At 47.9% G+C, this 21,293-nt stretch carries 20 protein-coding genes and 2 tRNA genes; 17 read left to right on the forward strand and 5 right to left on the reverse strand.

Going from position 1 to position 21,293, the window contains the following annotated elements:
* Nucleotides 1-22: 22 nt before the first annotated feature.
* The gene (ompR, locus tag ABNS04_RS02805) at nt 23-748 is read left to right on the forward strand and encodes a two-component system response regulator OmpR (protein WP_272978448.1); all 726 of its coding nucleotides are present in this window, start codon (nt 23-25) and stop codon (nt 746-748) included.
* Nucleotides 748-2,061 carry a two-component system sensor histidine kinase EnvZ gene (gene envZ, locus ABNS04_RS02810; protein ID WP_272978447.1) on the forward strand — a complete coding sequence of 438 codons (1,314 nt, stop codon included), beginning with the start codon at nt 748-750 and terminating at the stop codon, nt 2,059-2,061. The genes ompR and envZ overlap by 1 nt, the downstream gene beginning before the upstream one ends.
* Here the strand turns inward: envZ and sthA are convergent.
* Nucleotides 2,058-3,473, reverse strand: a complete 1,416-nt coding sequence (gene sthA, locus ABNS04_RS02815; protein WP_040487486.1) for a Si-specific NAD(P)(+) transhydrogenase — start codon at nt 3,471-3,473, stop codon at nt 2,058-2,060. The genes envZ and sthA overlap by 4 nt on opposite strands.
* Nucleotides 3,474-3,624: 151 nt before the next feature.
* On the opposite strand from sthA, the gene nudE reads away from it, so the two are divergent.
* A complete protein-coding gene (gene nudE, locus ABNS04_RS02820) occupies nt 3,625-4,173 on the forward strand; it encodes an ADP compounds hydrolase NudE (protein WP_006953812.1) in 549 nt (182 codons plus the stop codon).
* Between the two features lie 11 nt (nt 4,174-4,184).
* Entirely contained in the window at nt 4,185-5,018 is an 834-nt protein-coding gene (gene cysQ, locus ABNS04_RS02825; protein WP_006953811.1) for a 3'(2'),5'-bisphosphate nucleotidase CysQ, read from the forward strand.
* Here the strand turns inward: cysQ and ABNS04_RS02830 are convergent.
* Genes ABNS04_RS02830 through ABNS04_RS02840 form a run of 3 tightly spaced genes read right to left on the reverse strand, consistent with a single transcriptional unit; the run spans nt 5,005 to nt 8,146 of the window.
* Entirely contained in the window at nt 5,005-5,238 is a 234-nt protein-coding gene (locus ABNS04_RS02830) for a YheU family protein (protein WP_006953810.1), read from the reverse strand. The two genes, cysQ and ABNS04_RS02830, sit on opposite strands and share 14 nt — an antisense overlap.
* Complete coding sequence (locus ABNS04_RS02835) at nt 5,235-6,224, reverse strand: hydrolase (RefSeq protein ID WP_272978446.1); 990 nt, start codon at nt 6,222-6,224, stop codon at nt 5,235-5,237. Before ABNS04_RS02835 ends, ABNS04_RS02830 begins: the two co-directional genes overlap by 4 nt.
* Nucleotides 6,221-8,146 (reverse strand): ATP-binding cassette domain-containing protein, encoded by a 1,926-nt coding sequence (locus ABNS04_RS02840; protein WP_272978445.1) that lies wholly within the window; start codon nt 8,144-8,146, stop codon nt 6,221-6,223. The genes ABNS04_RS02835 and ABNS04_RS02840 overlap by 4 nt, the downstream gene beginning before the upstream one ends.
* Before the next feature lie 116 nt (nt 8,147-8,262).
* On the opposite strand from ABNS04_RS02840, the gene ABNS04_RS02845 reads away from it, so the two are divergent.
* Complete coding sequence (locus ABNS04_RS02845; protein WP_040487456.1) at nt 8,263-8,466, forward strand: YheV family putative zinc ribbon protein; 204 nt, start codon at nt 8,263-8,265, stop codon at nt 8,464-8,466.
* Nucleotide 8,467: 1 nt separating this feature from the next.
* On the opposite strand, the gene queG is transcribed toward ABNS04_RS02845, so the two are convergent.
* Nucleotides 8,468-9,619, reverse strand: coding sequence for a tRNA epoxyqueuosine(34) reductase QueG (gene queG / locus ABNS04_RS02850; protein ID WP_272978444.1), 1,152 nt, complete (start codon nt 9,617-9,619; stop codon nt 8,468-8,470).
* An 18-nt stretch (nt 9,620-9,637) separates the two neighbouring features.
* Between queG and ABNS04_RS02855 the strand changes: the two genes are divergently transcribed.
* The 12 genes from ABNS04_RS02855 (at nt 9,638) to ABNS04_RS02910 (ending at nt 21,196) form a co-directional block, all read left to right on the forward strand.
* The gene (locus tag ABNS04_RS02855; protein ID WP_272978443.1) at nt 9,638-11,149 is read left to right on the forward strand and encodes an NAD(P)H-hydrate dehydratase; all 1,512 of its coding nucleotides are present in this window, start codon (nt 9,638-9,640) and stop codon (nt 11,147-11,149) included.
* 9 nt (nt 11,150-11,158) lie between these two features.
* Entirely contained in the window at nt 11,159-11,620 is a 462-nt protein-coding gene (tsaE, locus tag ABNS04_RS02860; RefSeq protein WP_272978442.1) for a tRNA (adenosine(37)-N6)-threonylcarbamoyltransferase complex ATPase subunit type 1 TsaE, read from the forward strand.
* The gene (locus ABNS04_RS02865) at nt 11,620-12,945 is read left to right on the forward strand and encodes an N-acetylmuramoyl-L-alanine amidase (protein ID WP_272978441.1); all 1,326 of its coding nucleotides are present in this window, start codon (nt 11,620-11,622) and stop codon (nt 12,943-12,945) included. Before tsaE ends, ABNS04_RS02865 begins: the two co-directional genes overlap by 1 nt.
* Nucleotides 12,945-14,669, forward strand: a complete 1,725-nt coding sequence (gene mutL / locus ABNS04_RS02870; protein WP_272978440.1) for a DNA mismatch repair endonuclease MutL — start codon at nt 12,945-12,947, stop codon at nt 14,667-14,669. Before ABNS04_RS02865 ends, mutL begins: the two co-directional genes overlap by 1 nt.
* Nucleotides 14,659-15,615 carry a tRNA (adenosine(37)-N6)-dimethylallyltransferase MiaA gene (miaA, locus tag ABNS04_RS02875; RefSeq protein ID WP_272978439.1) on the forward strand — a complete coding sequence of 319 codons (957 nt, stop codon included), beginning with the start codon at nt 14,659-14,661 and terminating at the stop codon, nt 15,613-15,615. Before mutL ends, miaA begins: the two co-directional genes overlap by 11 nt.
* A gap of 163 nt (nt 15,616-15,778) precedes the next feature.
* Nucleotides 15,779-16,036: an RNA chaperone Hfq gene (gene hfq, locus ABNS04_RS02880; RefSeq protein WP_006953800.1), complete on the forward strand. Its 258-nt coding sequence runs from the start codon at nt 15,779-15,781 to the stop codon at nt 16,034-16,036.
* A 25-nt stretch (nt 16,037-16,061) separates the two neighbouring features.
* Complete coding sequence (hflX, locus tag ABNS04_RS02885) at nt 16,062-17,345, forward strand: ribosome rescue GTPase HflX (RefSeq protein WP_272978438.1); 1,284 nt, start codon at nt 16,062-16,064, stop codon at nt 17,343-17,345.
* A gap of 30 nt (nt 17,346-17,375) precedes the next feature.
* Nucleotides 17,376-18,539, forward strand: coding sequence for an FtsH protease activity modulator HflK (hflK, locus tag ABNS04_RS02890; protein ID WP_272978437.1), 1,164 nt, complete (start codon nt 17,376-17,378; stop codon nt 18,537-18,539).
* Nucleotides 18,540-18,541: 2 nt separating this feature from the next.
* Nucleotides 18,542-19,435, forward strand: coding sequence for a protease modulator HflC (gene hflC, locus ABNS04_RS02895; RefSeq protein ID WP_006953797.1), 894 nt, complete (start codon nt 18,542-18,544; stop codon nt 19,433-19,435).
* A 105-nt stretch (nt 19,436-19,540) separates the two neighbouring features.
* Nucleotides 19,541-20,839, forward strand: coding sequence for an adenylosuccinate synthase (locus ABNS04_RS02900; protein ID WP_006953796.1), 1,299 nt, complete (start codon nt 19,541-19,543; stop codon nt 20,837-20,839).
* A 177-nt stretch (nt 20,840-21,016) separates the two neighbouring features.
* A tRNA-Thr gene (locus ABNS04_RS02905) sits at nt 21,017-21,092 on the forward strand.
* Nucleotides 21,093-21,111: 19 nt separating this feature from the next.
* A tRNA-Tyr gene (locus ABNS04_RS02910) sits at nt 21,112-21,196 on the forward strand.
* The last annotated feature ends 97 nt before the right edge of the window (nt 21,197-21,293 follow it).

A 21,293-nucleotide genomic window follows, 5' to 3' on the forward strand; every position in this document is an offset into this window, starting at 1 on the left:
AAGGTTTAAGTCAGGGAACATCATGGGTCAGGAAACGTTTAAAATATTGGTTGTCGATGACGACGCACGTTTACGTTCGCTCTTAGAGCGCTACTTAAATGAACAAGGTTTTCAGGTACGCGTTGCATCGGATGCTGAACAAATGGATCGCCTGTTAACGCGAGAAAACTATCATTTATTAGTACTTGATTTAATGCTGCCGGGCGAAGATGGCTTATCAATTTGCAAACGTCTACGTCAGGCGAATAACACGATTCCAGTGATTATGCTGACAGCCAAAGGTGATGAAGTCGATCGTATTATTGGTCTGGAGCTCGGCGCGGATGATTATTTAGCAAAACCGTTCAATCCGCGCGAATTGCTGGCGCGTATTCGTGCTGTGCTAAGGCGTCGAGGTGTAGAAGCACCAGGTGCTCCTTCACAAGATGACCAAGAAATTACCTTTGGAACCTATCGACTTAATCTCGGCACTCGCGAAATGTTTAACGGTGATACACCGATGCCACTGACCAGTGGTGAGTTTGCCGTACTCAAAGCGCTCGTTAGTCATCCTCGTGAACCGCTCTCGCGCGATAAGCTAATGAACTTAGCACGCGGAAGAGACTACAGTGCTCTCGAACGCTCTATCGATGTGCAAGTATCTCGTCTACGCCGCATGCTCGAAACGGATCCAGCTAAACCCCGCTACATCCAAACGGTATGGGGTTTAGGCTATGTATTCGTGCCTGATGGAAAGCTTAAAAATTAATGAAGCTATTTCCTAAATCGGCATTTGCCCGTACGGTCGGTTTGCTTGCACTGGTCTTGTTACTGAATCAAATAGTGTCGTATTTGATGGTAAGTAACTACGTTGTAAAGCCGTCTATTGAGCAAATGTCGCAGTTGGTCGCTAAACAAATACGCACTATGTTTATTAGCGATCGCGTTCTATCGAGTCAAAATGAGTCACTTGCTGTAGCGTTTTACAATGCTACGGGCATTCGTGTTTTTTCAGATGAACAAGCAGAAATTGAAGGCTTAGAAAAGACGACTTATTACGGTTACTTATCTAGTTTAATGTCAAAGCATTTAAATGGACCGGCAGAGGTACGCGTCTCGCAGGGGCAAGCATTTTTCATTTGGGTAAAGCCACCGCAAGCGCCGCGATATTGGGTAAGAGTGCCATTAGAAAGTCTTCACTCTGGCGAATTTTCACCGCTAGTTATTTACCTTGTCGTAATTGGTGTACTTAGCGTTCTGGGCGGGATTCTGTTTGCGAATTGGCTCAATCGACCACTCAAAGCGCTTGAAAACGCGGCTCAACAGGTGGGGCGAGGTGAGTTCCCTGAGCAGTTGAGTGAGAAAGGCGCCAGTGAAATCATGTCAGTGACGAAGGCATTTAACCAGATGTCGCGTGGGATTAAAGAGCTGGAAAATGATCGTAACCTGTTGATGGCAGGGGTCTCACACGATCTAAGAACACCCCTCACACGCATTCGTTTAGCTGCAGAAATGATGCCCGAATCGGAAGATTACTTGGCGCGAGGAATCGTCGAGGATGTCGATGATATGAATGATATCATCGATCAGTTTATTGACTATGTGCGGCTTGATCAGCAAGAAAAGGCATCGCGTGAATCTTTAAATGAGTTGCTCGAGCAAACGCTGGCAAACTTGCCCGATAGTTGGGAGAAAACGTTCAGTGCTGATTTGGGCGATTGCCCTCTTGTTTGGGTACGTCCGCTATCGATAAAACGAGTGGTCGTGAACTTGTTAGAAAATGCAGAGCGTTATGGGCGCAGCAGGGCCTGTGTGCGGTCGGGATACGACAAGCAGAGTAAAACCGTGTGGTTTTCGGTCGCTGATGATGGTCCGGGCATTCCTGAAGAGCAACAACAGAGCTTGTTCCAACCCTTTACACAAGGTGATAAAGCACGCGGTGGAGTGGGATCTGGTCTAGGCTTGGCTATCATTAAGCGCATCGTCGACCGCCACAATGGTCGTATTACACTGCGGAATCAAGATGAAGGAGGGCTCTGCGTGCGTATCGATTTGCCGCTACGCAAAGCCCTTTCGGGTTAGTTTCCGAGGCGGTTAATACCATTCAAAGCTGCTACCCGGTATGCTTCTGCCATGGTTGGGTAGTTAAACGTTGTATTAACGAAATAATCAACAGTGTTACCACCGTTCTTCTGTTCCATAATGGCTTGACCGATATGAATGATTTCTGAAGCGCGCTCGCCAAAACAATGCAAACCAAGAATCTCACGGGATTCGCGATGGAAGAGAATTTTCAAACAACCGACATCGTTACCAGATATTTGCGCGCGCGCGAGGTGTTTGAATTGTGCTCTACCGACTTCGTAAGGTACTTTGGCTTCTGTAAGTTCTTCTTCAGATTTTCCAACGGAACTGATCTCCGGGATCGTATAAATGCCGGTCGGGATGTTCGATATTAACGCCTTATCGCAGCTACCGTGTAATAGCGCGGTGGCGCAAATGCGACCTTGATCATAGGCAGCACTCGCCAAACTAGGATAACCAATTATATCGCCGACGGCGTATATATTATCGACCTGAGTGCGATAATTTTCATCCACTTCAAGTTGTCCACGATAGTTCGGTTTTAGCCCGACGGCGTCGCAATTGAGCGCCTCAATATTACCGGAGCGGCCATTAGCAAACAGCAAACAGTCGGCTTGCATGACTTTGCCAGATTTTGTTTTAAGAATAACTTTATCGTCATACCCACGAATACTTTCATACTCTTCGTTATGACGAATGACCACACCGTTATTCCGTAAATGGTAGCTTAATGCGTCAGATATTTCGGCATCTAAGAACGATAGTAAGCGCTCACGTTGGTTGATGAGATCAACTTTAACGCCCATGCCTCGGAAAATACTTGCGTATTCGCTTCCGATAACACCCGCACCGTAAATCAAAATATTTTTAGGATCATGGTTAAGGCTTAAAACAGTGTCGGAATCGTAAATACGTGGATGGTCAAAGTCGATATCGGTTGGATGATAAGGACGTGAGCCTGTGGCAATGACGATTTGGTCAACATTCAGAAAATCGAATGAGCCATCATTTTTGGTCACTTTAAGGCGATTTTGATCGATAAACGATGCATTACCGTGAATAACGGTGACATGGTTGCGATCGTAAAACGAAGATCGCAATTTAACTTGTTTGCGAATGACGCCCGATGCGTAATGCAGAATCTGCGAGAATGTCATGCCACTTTGCCAACCCACGCCAGTAAATAATGGGCTATTATTGTATTCAATCAGCCGACTTACAGAGTGCCGTAGCGCCTTTGAGGGAATCGTTCCCCAGTGCGTGCAGCCTCCACCTATAGAATCGTGACGTTCAATGACCGCGACTTTCTTACCATTTTTGGCAAGCTGCATAGCAGCGCCTTCGCCGCCGGGACCTGTCCCGATAACGGCAACATCAAAATTTGCTTCGGTTGCTTTATGTTTAGTCACCTTCCACCTCACTGCTGATCCTGCTTGAAATGCTTTCCATATCATAACATTAGCGGCAGTTATGCGCCTAATGTGAATATTTTTGTCAGGTTTAATACTAGCGTTAGCGTTTTGAGGCGTTATAGTAGGGGGAGCATAGGAGGAGCAGTACATGGCATCACGACAAGTTCCTAAAGTACTTAAACGCGAAGTAGTTGCGCAAAGTCGCTTGCTACGTATCGAAGCCGTCGATCTTAAATTCAGCAATGGTGAGCAGCGACAATTCGAGCGCATGCAGGGGAGCGGGCGTGGCGCTGTCATGGTTGTACCGTTTGTTGACGACCAGCACATTATGCTCATTCGGGAATACGCAGCCGGCCTGCATGATTACCAACTTGGCTTTCCGAAGGGACTCATCGATCCCGGCGAGACACCTGAGCAAGCCGCTCAACGTGAGCTTAAAGAAGAGATTGGTTTTGGCTGTGAAGAACTTAATCGACTTGCCGAAGTCACCATGGCCCCTCAGTTTTTTTCCGCTAAGATGACGTTGTTTACTGCACGCTCACTTTATCCTGAGCAGCTTGCTGGCGACGAGCCGGAACCCCTTGAGCAAATTGTTTGGTCACTCGATAACGTAGATGAGCTCCTCGCACAACCGGATTTCACAGAAGCGCGAAGTGTCGCGGCATTATTGATGACTTTACGCCAATTAAAAAAATAAAGGTACGAACTGTGCAATTTAGTTTAACTGAGATTGCTGAAAAACTCGCCGAAGTCGCTCGTGATGCTGGTAAACTCGTCATGGAACTCTATGATAGCGGCGCATTTGCAACGGCTGAAAAGGCCGATGAGTCGCCCGTTACCACTGCTGATATCAAAGCCAGCGAGTTCATTGTTGCCTCCCTCAAAAAGGCATTTCCAAATATTCCGGTGTTATCCGAAGAAAGTCGTCATGAGAAACTCAGTACACGGGCAGGCTGGTCCTCTTACTTTTTAATTGACCCCATTGATGGGACGCAAGAGTTTATTGCTCGGTCTGGAGACTTTGCAGTCAACATTGCCTACATTGAAGAAAGGCAGCCCAGCATTGGCGTTATTTATTGGCCACCAGGTGAAACACTCTACTCAGCAATAAGAGAGCAGGGTGCCTACAAGCATGCACTGGGACAAAAGCAGGCGATTTCGGTCCGAAAGCTGAACGATCCTCAACATGATCCCCTGATATTAGCTATAAGCCGCCGTCAGCCGCGACACAAAGTGATGGCGCGTGTTCAAACCGAACGCGATATTCAGCCTTTGCCAACAGGGAGTTGTTCATTAAAAGCCTGCTTTATTGCTGAGGGAAAAGCAGACTGCTTTTTGCGGTTAGGACCCACCGGTGAGTGGGATACTGCGGCGTCTCAAGTCATTGTAACTGAGGCAGGAGGCAGTTTATTAAATGAAAATTTCGAGCCGATTACTTATAACGAAACTGAAAGTTTACTGAACCCTAACTTTTATGTTTTAGGCGATCCTGAGGTGGACTGGCAAGCTGTGTTTATAGCTCACCCACCTAACTTTCGTTGAGATCGCCGGTGACAGCGTCTTTATCGACAATGTCTACAGTCTCATGAAGCTCTGAATAAACCAGTACTGCTTGGCCTTCTTTTAGGCGCGAATGCAATTGTTCAACTTTGGTTGCTAAGCTAAGTTCGCGCTCACCATAATCGGTACCTTCTCGCAAAATAACGGCTTCAATAATGTTGTTGAGCGTTTCGGCGTCGAGTTCCTGCCACGGTATCATCATAATTTTTCTGCCTCTTTTTCACTCACCCAATTCACTAATCTTGTTGGAAGCCAACTGTAAAACCGATGTTGATAATTAATAAACCCCATATGCCCGCCATGTGGGTGCTTTTCATAAGTAACGTGCGGGTTCATTTCGTCTATATGAGGCACGACATCGGGACCTAAAAACGGATCGTCATTGGCATGCACAATCAATGTCGGCTTCCTAATTTGTTTAAGAAACTGTTTTCCGCTGGCGCGATGATAATAATCCTCAACGTCACTAAATCCATGCAGTGGTGCCGTCACCTTATCATCAAACTCCAGAAAGCTCGTCATTTTGTTCACATCTAGGCTGTTAAGCTGCGTACAATCCTTGAACATGCCACGTTGCTGTTTAATTGTGAATTTCTGTTTAAGTGGAGTCAGCAGGTATTTTCGGTAGAGCCGTGAAAAACCGCGATCAATTCGCTTTGAGCAGCTCATCAAGTCAAGTGGGGCACAACACACCGCAGCGCTGGTCAGGACATCAGCCAATTCGGTACTCATCAATTGTACAAGCATGTTACCGCCCAAGCTAAAACCGATAGTATGTATTGACCGGTTAGGATAGCGCTCTCTCAATGCCACGATGACGGCTGTTGGGTCGCCGATATCACCCGAGTGATAAGCTCGCGGCAAGCGATTAATCGGTGTTTTACCACACCCACGGAAGTGCATAACAACTGAGTCGATGTCGTGCTCCGCAAGCTCCTCCATCGTTTGCCAAATATAGGGGGAGTCTACAGACCCTTCGAGACCGTGAAACAAGACCACCAGCGGTCGTTGGCTATCAGGGGTTGCGTGGGGATGCCAGCACAACTCGATGAAGTCACCATCGTTGAGCGCAAAAGTCTCCCATTGACCGTACCATTGGCGGCAACGGAAAACCAAGCGAGGAAGTAATGTTTGAATATGTGGCGGTCGCAGCCAGGCACTTGGGTTAAATGATTCGATAGTGCTCATCCGTGCGTGTCCTGTTCAAACCTTTCAGTCATTTCAGCAAGCGCTTCTTCAGCTTCCATCCAGCGCGATTCGAGTCGGTCTTGTTCGGTCTGTAAATTACGTTGCTCATCAAGTAACTTGTTTAACTTATGCTTATTTTCGGTCTCATAAATCGTACTCTCGGAGAGTGACTGATGAACCTGTGCCAATGCTTCAGCGATTTTTTCTAGCTGTTCCTCAGATTGAGCGATAGTGTCTCGGAGGGGCTTTGTCTCTTTGCGAAACTCGGCGTCGCGTCGCTTTTGTTCTTTGCGATCGAGCTTAGTATCGTTGTGCGTGCTCGTGTTACTCGAGCTTTTTTCACGTCGTTGTTTCGCTTGCTGCTCGAGCCACTCGTGGTATTGGTCTAAGTCGCCTGGAAATGGCTCTACGCTTCCATCGTGTACGCGATAGAATTCGTCGACCGTAGTGCGGAGTAGGTGACGATCATGCGATACTACAATAAGTGCTCCCTCAAACGCTTGCAAAGCGTTAACGAGCGCGTCGCGTAAACCAATATCTAAATGGTTGGTGGGCTCATCGAGTAAAAGAAGGTTGGGCTTTTGATAAATGATAAGCGCCAGAGCTAATCTTGCTTTTTCGCCTCCAGACATGGGAGCGACAGGTGCTAGCGCTTGGTCACCTGAAAAACCAAAGCCTCCAATAAAGTCTCGCAATTGTTGTTCTGTAGCTTGACTATCCAAACGCTGTAAATGCAATAAAGGCGATGCTTCGGGATCAAGTGCTTCGAGTTGATGCTGGGCAAAATAGCCGATAGAGACACCCTGGCTGAGGGTTCGCTCGCCTGCAAGCGGTTCGAGCGCGCCAGATAGCGTTTTAATTAAGGTCGATTTACCCGCTCCGTTACGCCCAAGCAACCCCATTCGAGTGCCAGGCACTAGATTGAGTTTAATGTTCTCAAGAATGACGGTGTCACCATAACCTGCTTTCACTTCGCGCATATTGATCAACGGGTTAGGTAATTTAGCCGGCGGTAAAAATTCAAAGTCGATACCCCGCTCGGCCTGCAGGGGGGCTTGGACTGACAGCTTCTCAATCGCCTTTAAGCGGCTTTGTGCTTGCTTGGCTTTACTCGCTTTATAGCGAAACCGGTCTACATAAGCCTGCATATGTTTTTTAATGGCTTGTGCTTTTTCGTATGCACTTTGCTGTTGCATGAGGTGTTCGGCACGCTGATGTTCAAACTGTGAGTAGTTACCGGTGTAACTCGAGATGACTTGATTTTCCACATGGAGAATATCAGTGGCGACATTATCTAGAAAGTCACGATCGTGAGAAATAATAATCAACGTACCTGAGTAGCTCTTTAGCCATGACTCGAGCCAAAAAATAGCATCAACATCTAAGTGGTTAGTAGGCTCATCCAGCAACATAAGGTCAGATGGGGCAATCAATGCTTGCGCCAAATTAAGACGCATACGCCATCCACCCGAAAAGGCGCTTACCGGCTGCTCAATCTGCTCTGGTAGAAAGCCTAAGCCATCGAGCAACATCGCTGCGCGCGAACGAATATCGTACGCGCCGAGTTGAGCCAATTGCTCATGACTATGCGCAATGGCATGACCATCTCCCTTAGCTTCGGCTGCTTGCAGAGCTTGCTCGGCCGCCCGAAAACCTTGATCGCCGTCCATCACGTAATCAATAGCTGAACGCGCTAGGGCGGGGGTTTCCTGAGCAACGCTAGCGATTCGCCATTCATTGGGTAGTTGCAACTCGCCCTCTTCAAGTTGTAACTCGTCACGAAAAAGCGCAAATAGCGAGGATTTACCACAGCCATTTTTACCAATCAAACCGATCCGGTGTTGGGGAAAGATCGTAAAACTGGTATCCGAAAGCAGCGTTTTTCCGCCGCGCATTAATGAAATGTGATTGGCTTTTATCATGGTTAATGTCTATTCAATCCTCAACTGCGAGCGTGAATGGGCGTCTGCCAATTTCATGGGCTGACCAACTTAACTATGGTAACATTGACCGAGTAGTTTATGACATAGGAGCTGTCGTGGCACGTCAAAAGAAACGATTTATTGCCGGTGCGACCTGTCCCAAGTGCGACAGTATGGACACCTTGATGCTGTTCATTGAGAACGATGTTGAACAAGTCGAGTGCGTGAAGTGTAAACACCGCTTTAGTGAACCCAAGCAGCAGGGCACGGGGAGCGAGCGCGAATTCGATCAAGTGATTGGTGTATTTAAGCCCGAGTAAGTTAAGCGTCGCGAGGTAGTCCTTTACTGACGGCTCGCACTAAACGCTTAAGTTGTTGTGTCACTTGCGCTGCGCCGCTGCGTTGCCGGTCGAGCGCCCAATCAATATGCTCTTGTACCATTTCCGAGACTTGACCACTGCGCCATTCGAGCGCTTCAATAACGTCAGCGTTTGCTCGTGCATTACCCAGCGCAACCGCAATGTTACGTAACCAACATTCGTGACCGATACGCCTAATCGGAGACCCCTGTAACCGTTGGTTAAAGGTCTCCTCATCCCACTGCCACAGCGCAAGCAGTTCCGGTGTGTGCAGATAATGGCGTGGATTAAAGTCCGCTTCGTCAGTCAGTTGTGCGTAGCGATTCCATGGGCAGATAAGCTGACAATCGTCACAACCGTAGATACGGTTTCCCATCAGCGGGCGCAAATCCTCAGGAATGCTACCTTTTAGTTCGATAGTTAAATAAGAAATACAGCGTCGAGCATCGAGTTCATAAGGGGCGACAATGGCTTGGGTAGGGCAAATGGTCATACACGCCGAACAGCTACCACACGCCTCCTCGACTGGACTATCAGTGGGAAGTGGTAAGTTGATTAATAGCTCCCCCAAGAAGAACCAAGAACCGCTGTCTTTATCGAGTATTAAAGTGTGTTTGCCAGTCCAGCCTAATCCCGCCTTTTCGGCGAGAGGGCGCTCCATTATGGGTGCGGAATCGACAAATGGACGAAAATCTGTGTCAGCGAATTCTGCCTTTATTTTATCGCCTAATTGCTTGAGGCGTTTTCGTAGTAATTTGTGGTAATCGCGGCCGAGCGCATAGCGTGAAATATAGCCCAGTCGGTCATTATTGAGTGTTTTTGCAAAGCCTGCCTCGGCCGGTAAATAGTTCATACGCACTGAAATGGCTCTGACAGAACCTGGGTGAAGTTCAGCAGGTCGTGCGCGTAGCATCCCGTGGCGCTCCATAAACCCCATTTCTCCGTGATAGCCTTTATCTAACCAGTTCTGTAGAGTGGCCTCGTGCTTTTGTAAATCAAGATCGGCAATGCCGACCTTCTGAAAGCCTAGTTCTCGGCCCCATTGCTTGATTTTTTGGGCTAATTGTTCAAGTTCGGTGTAAGACAAACTAGAATACATTGAAGAATTCGACATGATGTTGGGAGCTTTAGCATGGAAACGTCACAGTCCATCAGCTTAGCACAGAATCTATACTGTGCAGAACAGCTACAACGCAGTGAAGCGCGCGCTGGCGAGTTAGCAGGATACAGCCTGGGGCAGTTGATGTCTCTGGCAGGTCGTTCTGTGTTTGAGGAACTCGAGCGAATAGTGAGCGTTGGGGCTTCTATTGCAATCTGCTGTGGAGAGGGCAACAACGGTGGCGATGGTTATATCGTTGCGCGTTTAGCCCATCAAGCAGGCTACAAAGTGTCTCTGTATGCATTGAATGCAAAAGCTGAGCTGAAGCAGACTAGCCATGAGCCTGCTTTGCAAGCGCGACGCGCGTGTCGTGAGCTGGGACTTGAGGAAAGACCGCTAACTGATTGCACAGCAAATGATTACGACCTGATTGTCGATGCGGTGTTTGGCATTGGTTTAAGTCGACCTGTTGAAGGAGTGCTCGCGGAATGGGTCAGAGCACTTAACAAGTCTCGCGTACCAGTACTTGCGATTGACGTTCCATCAGGCATTAATGCCGATAGTGGCTGTATTATGGGTGAGGCAATTGTCGCGCAGGTTACGGTCACAATGATTGCGTACAAACGAGGGCTCTTTACGGGCGCCAGCCCAGGTCACGTCGGACGAATTGTGTTAGCAGATTTGGGGGCTGGTAAGTACTTTGAACGATTAGAGCAGCCAGCGTGGCGACGTGTGACAGAAAATCCGTACGGCTGGTTAGGTGATCGTGTTGCCCACTCTCATAAGGGAACGCATGGTCATGTGCTGATTGTCGGTGCCGGCCCTGGTATGCCCGGTGCGGCTATCCTAGCCATGGTTGCGGCGTTACGAGCGGGCGCAGGTAAAGTGTCAGTTGCGTGTCATCCGAGTAATGTAGGTATTATCGCGAGTCAACAACCGGAAGCCATGGTGCACGGCGTTGAAGCGCCAGAGCAACTTAACCACCTTTTAAACGCGGCAACCTCGTTGGTTGTCGGCCCGGGACTTGGGCGTGATGAATGGGGGTATAAAATTTACCAAGCATGCATGGCCGTCAATACCTGCAAAGTTATTGATGCCGATGGGCTATACTGGTTGGCGCAAGACCCTGTGCATAGTTCGCAGCTGATTCTAACGCCTCACCCTGGAGAAGCTGCGCGCTTATTAAAGTGCAACACGCGAGATATCGAGGCCAACCGATTCGAACATGCGTTAGCGCTGCACAATCAGTATCATGCACAGATCGTATTAAAAGGCGCAGGCAGTTTAATCAGTTCAACAAGAGGAAATTGGCTGATAGACCGCGGCTCGCCGGCAATGGCTTCTGGCGGCATGGGAGACTGTTTGGCTGGATTAATAGGTGCCTTACTCGCACAGGGGTTAGCACCTGCACAGGCGCTAACCGCTGGTGTATACTGGCATGCCGTAGCGGGAGAGGTGGCCGGCTCAAAAGCGCCACGAGGCACCTTAGCCAGTGACTTAATGCCAATTATTCGTAAATTAGTGAACGGTTGGACACCGGAGTAGTCGTAAACCATGAATCAAACATTAACACAATACTTAGCTGATGAAGCCGCTACGCAAACGTGGGCTAAACGTCTAGCACAGTTGGCGAAAGCGCCTTTGGTGATTTACTTAAATGGTCCTCTCGGCGCGGGTAAAACGGCGTTGAGTCGAGGATTTATTCAAGCATTAGGACATGCAGGCGCTGTGAAAAGTCCGACTTACACACTGGTAGAGCCTTACGATCTGGGAGACATTGCGGTATATCATTTTGATTTATATCGACTCGCTGATCCAGAAGAACTCGAGTTTATGGGCATTCGCGATTATTTCTCACAACGAAGTATGAGTCTTATCGAATGGCCAGAACGTGGCGAGGGATGGTTGCCGAAAGCCGATATTGTGATTAATGTAGCTTATGAAAACGAGGGCCGCCAGCTTGAATGTATTGCTCATACGCCTATCGGTGAACACATTGTTAAGCAACTAAAATAATGATAAAAACGCTATATCGTTCGATCACTGCTGTCTTACTTTTTTGCCTAATAACCCCGGCCTGGGCGAGTCAGAATGCAATTGAGAGTGTCCGTGTCTGGCCGTCTCCGGATAAGACGCGCATTGTATTTGATTTAAGCCAAGCGCCGGATTATAGCTACTTTAAGTTGTACCAGGGCACACCTTATCGAATTGTGATCGATTTCAACGCGACTCAGCTCAATGCTGAGTTAGAAAATTTAGCCAACGAATCACTGTTGGTAGACAAAGTACGCACAAGTACCCCTAAAAACTCGCAGTCAACGCGCATCGTCATTGAACTGAATAAGCAAGCAGAGTTTGAGGTTTTTCCGTTGCCGGCTAACGACCGCTATAACGATCGTCTGGTGGTTGATATTAAAGGTAAATCGATAGAGCGCAGTGGCCCTGCTAAGTCGATTGAGGAACTTAAAGATCGTAAAATTACGATTGCCGTTGATGCTGGACATGGCGGCGATGATCCCGGCTCTATTGGACCTAGCGGAACCTACGAGAAGACCGTAGTGCTAAAAATTGCCCGAGCACTTGCAAAAATGATTAATGACGATCCGAGTATGCAGGCCTATTTAGTGCGAACGGGGGACTATTATTTAGGTTTAAACGATAGGCCCCAAAAAGCGTGGGATGCAAAAGCGGATTTCTTTGTATCTGTGCATGCAGATGCGTTTCGAACACCTCAACCCAGAGGCGGCTCTGTTTGGGTGCTATCGAAACGTCGCGCAGACTCAGAAATCGGTCGTTGGCTCGAGTCGCGAGAACGTCAGTCTGAATTGCTCGGCGGCGCTGAGGCCATCATTCAAAGTAATAGCCACGAGCCTTTTTTGGCACAAACGTTACTCGATATGTCAATGGACCGGTCGATTGCCGGAGCCTACAGTGCGGCTCGCCATATTATTGATGAAATGGGTAGTGTGACAAAAATGCACAAAACAGCCCCTCAAGCCGCTAGCCTTGCAGTACTTAAGTCGCCGGATAAACCTTCCATCTTGGTCGAGACAGGGTTCATTTCTAATCCAAGTGAAGAAAGGTTACTACTGAGCAACGCTCATCAACAAAAGCTAGCTCGTGCAATTTATAACGGCATTAGACGTTACTTTATCAATAACCCAATCGAAAACACGTTGTTGGCTCAGCAAGCATCGATGGAGTACACCGTGAAATCGGGTGACTCCCTATCTGAAATTGCTGAACGTTATGGAACAACGGTTAAAGCTATCAAGCGTGAAAACCAGTTGCGAAGTGACGTGGTTAGAATTGGGCAGAAGCTGACGATTCCGAGAGACTAATGCCAATTAAACAATTACCGGTTGAACTAGCCAACCAAATTGCTGCAGGTGAAGTGGTTGAGCGTCCTGCTTCAATCGTCAAAGAACTGGTTGAAAACTCGCTCGATGCAAAGGCGTCAGAATTAGTCATTGATATTGAGTCAGGTGGCGCTAAGCGCATTCGTATAAGAGATAATGGTGTCGGCATTCCGCGTGACGAGTTAGCGCTTGCGCTCAGTCGGCATGCCACCAGTAAAATAGCTGACATTGATGACTTAGAAGCGATTACGAGTTTAGGTTTTCGCGGTGAAGCGTTGGCGAGTATTAGCTCGGTATCGCGGCTGCGCTTGGTATCCAAACCGGCCGAACAGTCGGCGGCGTGGCAAGCCTGGTCGGAAGGCAAAGATATGCAGGTACGCATCGAACCTGCGTCACACCCTGATGGTACGACCGTCGATATCCAAGATGTCTTTTACAACACACCGGCTCGACGAAAGTTCTTGCGTACAGATAAAACTGAATTTGGCCATATTGATGAAGTCATTAAGCGTATCGCATTGAGCCGTTGGGATATTGATATTACTCTCAATCACAATGGCAAACGTGTCCGATACTATCCTGCGGTTAGCGAACATGATCAACTGCATTGGCGACGCCGATTAGCAAAAGTCTGTGGCTCAGGCTTTGCTCAAGATGCGTTGTACTTTCAACAGCACGCACATGATATACATATCGAGGGTTGGCTTGCGGCGCCCGAACAATGCCGACATCAAGGCGACGTACAGTACAGCTTTGTAAACGGGCGGATGATGAAAGATAAGCTTATCAATCATGCGATTCGTCAAGCTTATGATTCGTTTTTAACGGCGGAGCGGGTACCCACATTTGCAATTTATCTGACGGTACCGGCGGATCAAGTCGATGTGAATGTGCATCCCGCCAAACACGAGGTTCGCTTTCATCAGCAACGGCAAGTGCATGACTTCGTTCTCAATACCGTCAAACAATTATTACTAGGCCAACATCAAGAGGATACGAATAGCGCGTCGGACCGTGTGGAAGACGCAACTCAGCAACCGCGCCATTTATACCAAACGGGTGGTTCAAAAAAGCACGTAACGTCAAATCCATCTGTTCGAGACTATAGTGCCCACGCTCAATCCAATACGGCGAACCGGTCAAGATTAGGCGCGTCGATACTACCCAATGCGGTGGAGCTTACGGTCGACGCTCGACAGTGGCGAATTGTTGATGTATTCCATGGGCGTTTTGCGCTCATTAGGCGCGACGAACAGCCAGCCTGGCTAGATTTAGTTAATGTTCAAAGAAGATTACTCGAGCCACAGATAAAGCAACAATATCAGCAGGGCATGGCTGGGCAACCGCTGCTTGTCGAGCAAAAAATCAACTTATCGGAAACAGAGTGGACTAAAAAGCAGGTCTCACAGTACAGTTCTGAACTTGCTCAATCAGGTGTTAGTTTCTACTGGCAAGGCGCGTCGTTTATCGTAACTCAGGTGCCCTCCATGTTACGACGCAAGCATATTGCAAGCAGCGTACTGTCGTTACTCGAACAGTGCAAACTCAGCGACCAGGCGATTATCGAGTTTCTTGCTGACGCTGCAGTCGACACGATGTTGTCAAAGTCACAAGCGGATTACTGGTGTCAGCAGTGGCAGACTCAGTTAGACAGCACATCGACATTGCTTCAACAAATTAAGGTGCCAGAAGTCAATGAAACTTAATACCTGTCCAGCCGTGATATGCATATACGGACCAACCGCCGCGGGTAAGACGGCCTTATCCATTGAACTTGCAAAGCAACTCGACGGCGAGATTATTTCAGTCGATTCAGCGTTGATTTATCGCGGGATGGATATTGGCACAGCAAAGCCCAGTCTCGCCGAGAGGCAAGGTATCCCACATCATTTGCTTGATATTTGTGATCCCGCAGAAACTTACTCAGCGTCGGAGTTCCAGCGAGATGCGACGAGCTTAATCGAAAAGATTCTAGCACGCGGTCACACTCCTATTTTGGTCGGTGGCACGATGCTTTATTTTAAAGCGCTGTTGGAAGGCATGTCGGCTTTGCCAGAATCCGATGCCAATGTTCGCCAGCAACTGCAGTTTGAACTCGATACGCATGGTTTAGCGACACTTCATCAAAGGTTAGCCGAAGTCGATCCTGAGGCGGCTGCGAGAATTCATCCCAATGACCCGCAACGTACATTGCGTGCTTTAGAGGTCTATCAGTTGTCTGGCAAACCAATGACGCAGCTAGTTCAACAACGGCAAGGTGCCTTAAATTATCCTATTTACCAATTTGCGGTTGCGCCACAGCAGCGCGCACTATTACACGAGCGCATTGCTCAGCGTTTTGATCAAATGCTAGCGGAGGGCTTTCAGCAAGAAGTAGAAGCGCTGTTCAAGCGTAACGACTTACATCCGGATTTACCCGCTATCCGCAGTGTGGGTTACCGTCAAATGTGGCACTATTTAACGGGTGAATTGACTTATCAGGCGATGAAAGAGCGCGGGATTATTGCGACACGACAGCTTGCAAAGCGGCAGTTAACGTGGCTACGCGGCTGGCCAGATGTGCACTGGCTGGATACTTTCGCCCATGATAAACTCGATCAGGTTCGATCGCGGTTGCAACAGCCAACCGAAAAGTTTTCGGTAAAAGATTGAAAAATAAAGATTCGCCCTAAGATCAAAGACTGGGAATGCAGCGTATGTTATGGCATGTTTAAGTTGCAAAATTTTACCGTTGGTCTAGGGTGATTAATAGGTTCTACCATTTAACTGGCCACCCCATTGACTTGGATATTAATAACAAAAAAAGGAATCCGCCATGGCGAAAGGGCAAACGCTTCAAGATCCGTTTTTAAACGCGTTACGTCGCGAGAGAGTACCTGTCTCAATTTACCTTGTAAACGGAATCAAGTTGCAAGGTCAGATTGAGTCGTTTGATCAGTTTGTTGTGTTATTAAAAAACACGGTGAGCCAAATGGTTTATAAGCATGCAATATCAACCGTTGTGCCTGCTCGTATTCCGCAAAACTATTTGCCTCAGCAAGGTGTGCACAACCAAGGTGACATTGAAGAATAAGCAATATTGAGGAGGTCTAGAAACGTTGTTCGACAGATATGAAGGTGGCGATTATGCCGTATTGGTCCATATGGACTTGCCCGCCGAAGTCGATAGAGAAGACCTCTCTGAACTTCATCTTTTAGCTAGCTCAGCAGGTGTCGAACCGCTTGGAGTGGTGACGGCCTCTCGCAGTGCGCCTAATCCTAAGTACTTCGTGGGAAGTGGTAAAGCAGAAGAAATTGCTGAGCAGGTGCAGGCGTTGGACGCCAATATTGTCATTTTTAATCACGCGTTATCACCCACTCAAGAGCGAAACCTCGAAAAAATTTGTAAGTGTCGAGTCTTAGACCGTACCGGCTTAATACTCGATATTTTTGCGCAACGCGCGCGGACTCACGAAGGTAAGTTGCAGGTTGAATTAGCGCAACTGCGCCATATATCCACTCGCCTAGTACGTGGCTGGACACACTTAGAAAGACAAAAAGGTGGCATTGGGCTAAGAGGGCCCGGTGAAACGCAGCTAGAAACTGACCGAAGACTCATCCGTGGACGTATTAAAAATATTTTGCGCCGTCTAGAGAAGGTACAAAAGCAGCGAGAGCAGGGGCGTCGTGCGCGCCAACGAGCAGAAATTCCAACCGTGAGTCTTGTTGGCTATACTAACGCAGGTAAGTCGACCTTGTTCAATACCATGACAGAGTCGGGAGTTTATGCTGCGGATCAGCTCTTCGCCACACTCGATCCAACGTTACGAAAGCTCGAAGTAGAAGATGTTGGGCGCATTATTCTTGCTGACACTGTGGGCTTTATTCGTCATTTACCGCACGACTTAGTCGCTGCGTTTAAAGCAACGCTGCAAGAAACGCAGGAAGCGGATATTCTGTTGCACGTTGTTGATGTCGCCGATGAGCATCAACAAAGCAATATTGAACAAGTGAGTGAAGTGCTGGGTGAAATTGGTGCAGGTGAAGTACCGCAGTTAATGATTTGCAACAAAATTGATAAACTGGAGGACTCTGCGCCGCGTATTGATAGAGACGATGAAGGGAAGCCTGTTAGAGTCTGGGTTTCAGCGCAAGACAATATCGGCACCGAGCTTATTTTCGAGGCTCTGAAAGAGCGACTCGGACCGCAAATGGTCAATTTAAGCTTAAAATTGCCACCATCTATGGGTAAACTGCGTGGTACGCTGTATCAACTCAATAGCGTTTCAGCAGAACGAATAGATGAGCAAGGCGAATTAGAGCTCGACATTAAAATGTCGGTAGTGGATTGGAATAAATTACAGAAAGAATACGACAATCGACTCGACAACTATATTCAGTAAACGATTTTTTTAACTTTAACGGAGTCATCCATGGCATGGAACCAACCGGGGAATGGCGGTAACAAAGACCGCGACCCATGGAAAAACCAAGGGGGGAACGATCAGGGACCCCCAGATCTTGATGAGGCGCTGCGAAAATTTTTTGCCAAGTTAGGTTTTGGTGGAAATAAAGGCAGTGGTGGTGGCAAGTCGGGCATCCCGGCGAAGGGCATCGGCATTATCGCAGTACTCGCTGTCATCATCTGGTTTATTGCAGGTTTTTACACAGTAAAAGAGGCTGATCGAGGCGTTGTATTGCGTTTTGGTAACTTCCATACGCTTGTCGAGTCGGGTCTGCATTGGCGCCCTGTGTTCGTTGATACAGTCGAGCATGTGGACGTTAACAACATTCGCTCTGATAGCACCGAAGGCTTTATGTTGACCCAAGACGAAAACGTCGTGGTAGTACAACTGGACGTGCAGTACCGTATCGTCGATCCGCGTAACTACTTGTTCAATGTTGATAACGCGGATCAAGTTTTGTCCCGTGCGACGGACAGTGCTTTACGTTACGTGGTGGGTCACACGACCATGGATGAAGTCCTAACACGCGGTCGTGAGGATGTTCGTGCGCGTACGCTTGACTTACTTGAACGTACCATCGACCCGTATTCAATGGGTCTGCAAATCGTAGATATTAACCTGCTCCCAGCGCGTCCGCCAGAAGAGGTTAAAGAAGCATTTGATGACGCAATCGCTGCGCAAGAGGACGAAGAACGCTTTATCCGTGAAGCGGAAGCGTATGCACGTGAAGTCGAGCCTTTGGCACGTGGTCAAGTACGTCGTATGCTGCAAGAAGCGCAAGCGTATAAAGAGCAGATCATCCTAGAGGCTCAAGGTGAAGTGGCTCGCTTTAACGAACTGTTACCTCAGTACAAAAACGCGCCGCAGGTTACTCGTGAGCGTATCTACTTAGATACCTTACAAGACCTCTATGCTAAAACACCGAAAGTGTTGGTCGATGTTGAAGGCAGCAATAACATGATGTATCTGCCCCTCGACAAGATTCTTGAAAAACAAGGAAGAAAGGTTAATGACCTATCGCCTTTACGCGTGCCAACCGACACCAACATGAACCAGTCACGCAATAGCGGAGCTGGGTCGAATAGCTCGACTGATTCGGGTCGTACAAATACGCGTGGCGGGGGTCGATAATTATGAAAAATTTAATCGCAATTATTGTAGTAGTGCTCGTCGCTTTGGGTTTGTCGTCTCTTTATGTTGTTAAAGAGGGCGAGCGTGCCATTCTTATTCAATTTGGTAAGGTTGAGCGTAATGCTGAGACTGGCGAGGCGATGGTTTTTGAACCTGGCTTGCACTTTAAAATACCATTTATCGAGCAAGTAAAACGCTTAGATGCTCGCTTACAAACGCTTGATGGTGATCCAGACCGTTTTGTTACCAGTGAGAAAAAGGATTTGATCGTTGATACTTACGTAATGTGGCGCATCAATGACTTTTCTACTTTCTACTTGAGTACCAATGGTGGTAATAAGATGCAGGCTGAGGCCTTGCTGACTCGACGGATTAACAGTGGCTTACGTAGTGAATTTGGTAGCCGCACCATTTCCGATATCGTGTCTGGTGAGCGTGATGAACTGATGCGTGAAGCCCTTATTAAAGGGGCTGAAAGCGCTTCTGACCTGGGTGTCGAAGTCGTCGATGTACGAGTGATGCAGATTAACTTACCAGATGAAGTAAGTCAGTCTATTTACCAGCGGATGCGCGCTGAACGTCAAGCTGTCGCGACTGAACACCGTTCAGAAGGCCGTGAGCAGGCGGAAATTATCCGTGCTGATGTGGATGCACGCGTAACCGTTATGTTAGCGGATGCTAAGCGCCAATCTCGCCAACTAAGAGGTGAAGGTGATGCGCAAGCTGCGAAGATTTATGCGGACTCTTATCAACAAGATCCAGAGTTCTTTGCATTCATTCGTAGCATGCAAGCATACAGCGAATCGTTCAGCTCGGGATCGGACGTACTGGTGCTTGATGCGGAGAGTGATTTCTTCCGGTACCTTCAGGATCTTCAAGGCGAGCCGAAAGAGTAAGCTCAAACAAATTGAAGCCCGCGTCATCGCGGGCTTTTTTATGTCCATATACAAACCGAACGCAACAGGGTAAAATTACGTCGATTTTTTTTAAGCGGGGCAAACATGAGTCAAAACGTCGTGATTCTAGGCACCCAATGGGGTGACGAAGGTAAGGGTAAAATTGTTGATCTACTAACGGATAAAGCATCGCTCGTCGTGCGTTATCAGGGGGGTCACAATGCCGGTCATACATTGGTTATTGATGGTGAAAAAACCGTACTTCACTTAATTCCGTCGGGCATACTACGCACCAACGTACAATGTGTGATTGGTAATGGTGTGGTACTTTCGCCTGAAGCCTTAATGGAAGAAATGGAGATGTTAGAGGCGCGGAATGTGCCAGTAAAAGAACGTCTGCGTATCAGTGAGGCGTGCCCATTAATCTTGCCTTTCCACATCGCTTTAGACCAAGCGCGGGAGCGTGCGTTAGGTAAGGAAGCGATAGGTACCACAGGTCGAGGTATCGGCCCTGCTTATGAAGATAAAGTCGCGCGCAGAGGTTTGCGCGTGGGTGACCTATTTAATGCTGCGCGTTTAGAAGACAAGCTTAAAGAATTAACCGATTTCCACAATTTTGCACTCACCAAACTTTACGATGAACCTGCGATTGATTTTGATGCAGTATTAAAGCAATGCAGAGAATTTGCCGAGCTGTTAAAACCGATGGTTGCCGACGTACCGGCATTGCTTGATAAAGCGCGTAAGAGCGGTGAAGAGATCATGTTTGAAGGCGCACAAGGCACCCTTCTTGATATTGATCACGGTACTTACCCTTACGTGACATCATCCAACACGACAGCGGGTGGTGTTGCGACAGGCGCTGGCTTTGGTCCTCGTTACATTGACTACGTACTGGGTATTGTTAAAGCCTATACGACACGTGTAGGCAGCGGGCCATTTCCAACTGAATTAGATTGTGACGTGGGACAGCATCTTGGCGTTAAAGGTCATGAGTTTGGTGCAACGACAGGTCGTAAGCGTCGTACTGGCTGGTTAGATGCGGTCGCGATGCGTCGCGCAGTACAAATCAATTCAGTGAGTGGATTCTGCCTAACTAAACTCGACGTGTTAGATGGTTTGGATGAATTAAAAATTTGTACCAGCTACAAACTACCCGATGGGACCATTAGTGAATACCCACCAATGGCTGCCGAGGACTATGAAGCGGTAGAACCGGTCTATGAAACATTGCCTGGCTGGCAGGAAAGCACGGTCGGCGTTACTGAACATAATCAGTTGCCACCGCAAGCGCTTGCGTATATTTCACGTATTGAGGCACTAACGGGAGTGCCCGTTGATATTATTTCTACCGGTCCCGACCGTAAAGAAACGATTATTTTGCGTCATCCGTTCGCAAAATAAATTGATTTGCCTTGTTGCAGTAATGACTGAAACAAGGCAAAATCTCTTAAATTCTGGTTACAAAATCGCCGAATTAGGCAAAAACTAACCAATCGCATCAAAAACTTAAAAAAAATCGCGCAAAGCTATTGCACTATCAAATTTAGTACCATAGAATGCGCTCCACCTAACCGGGGTGCCGGCATAGCTCAGCTGGTAGAGCAACTGACTTGTAATCAGTAGGTCGGGAGTTCGACTCTCTCTGCCGGCACCAATTCAAATTGCACTTTTTGGGAGGGGTTCCCGAGCGGTCAAAGGGATCAGACTGTAAATCTGACGGCTCAGCCTTCGCAGGTTCGAATCCTGCCCCCTCCACCACGCAATTCTTGGTTTTGAGGTGGCCCAATGTTTCAGCGGGTGTCGTATAGTGGCTATTACCTCAGCCTTCCAAGCTGATGACGCGGGTTCGATTCCC

This window comes from uncultured Idiomarina sp. (assembly GCF_964010655.1).
Classification (GTDB): Bacteria; Pseudomonadota; Gammaproteobacteria; order Enterobacterales; family Alteromonadaceae; genus Idiomarina; species Idiomarina baltica.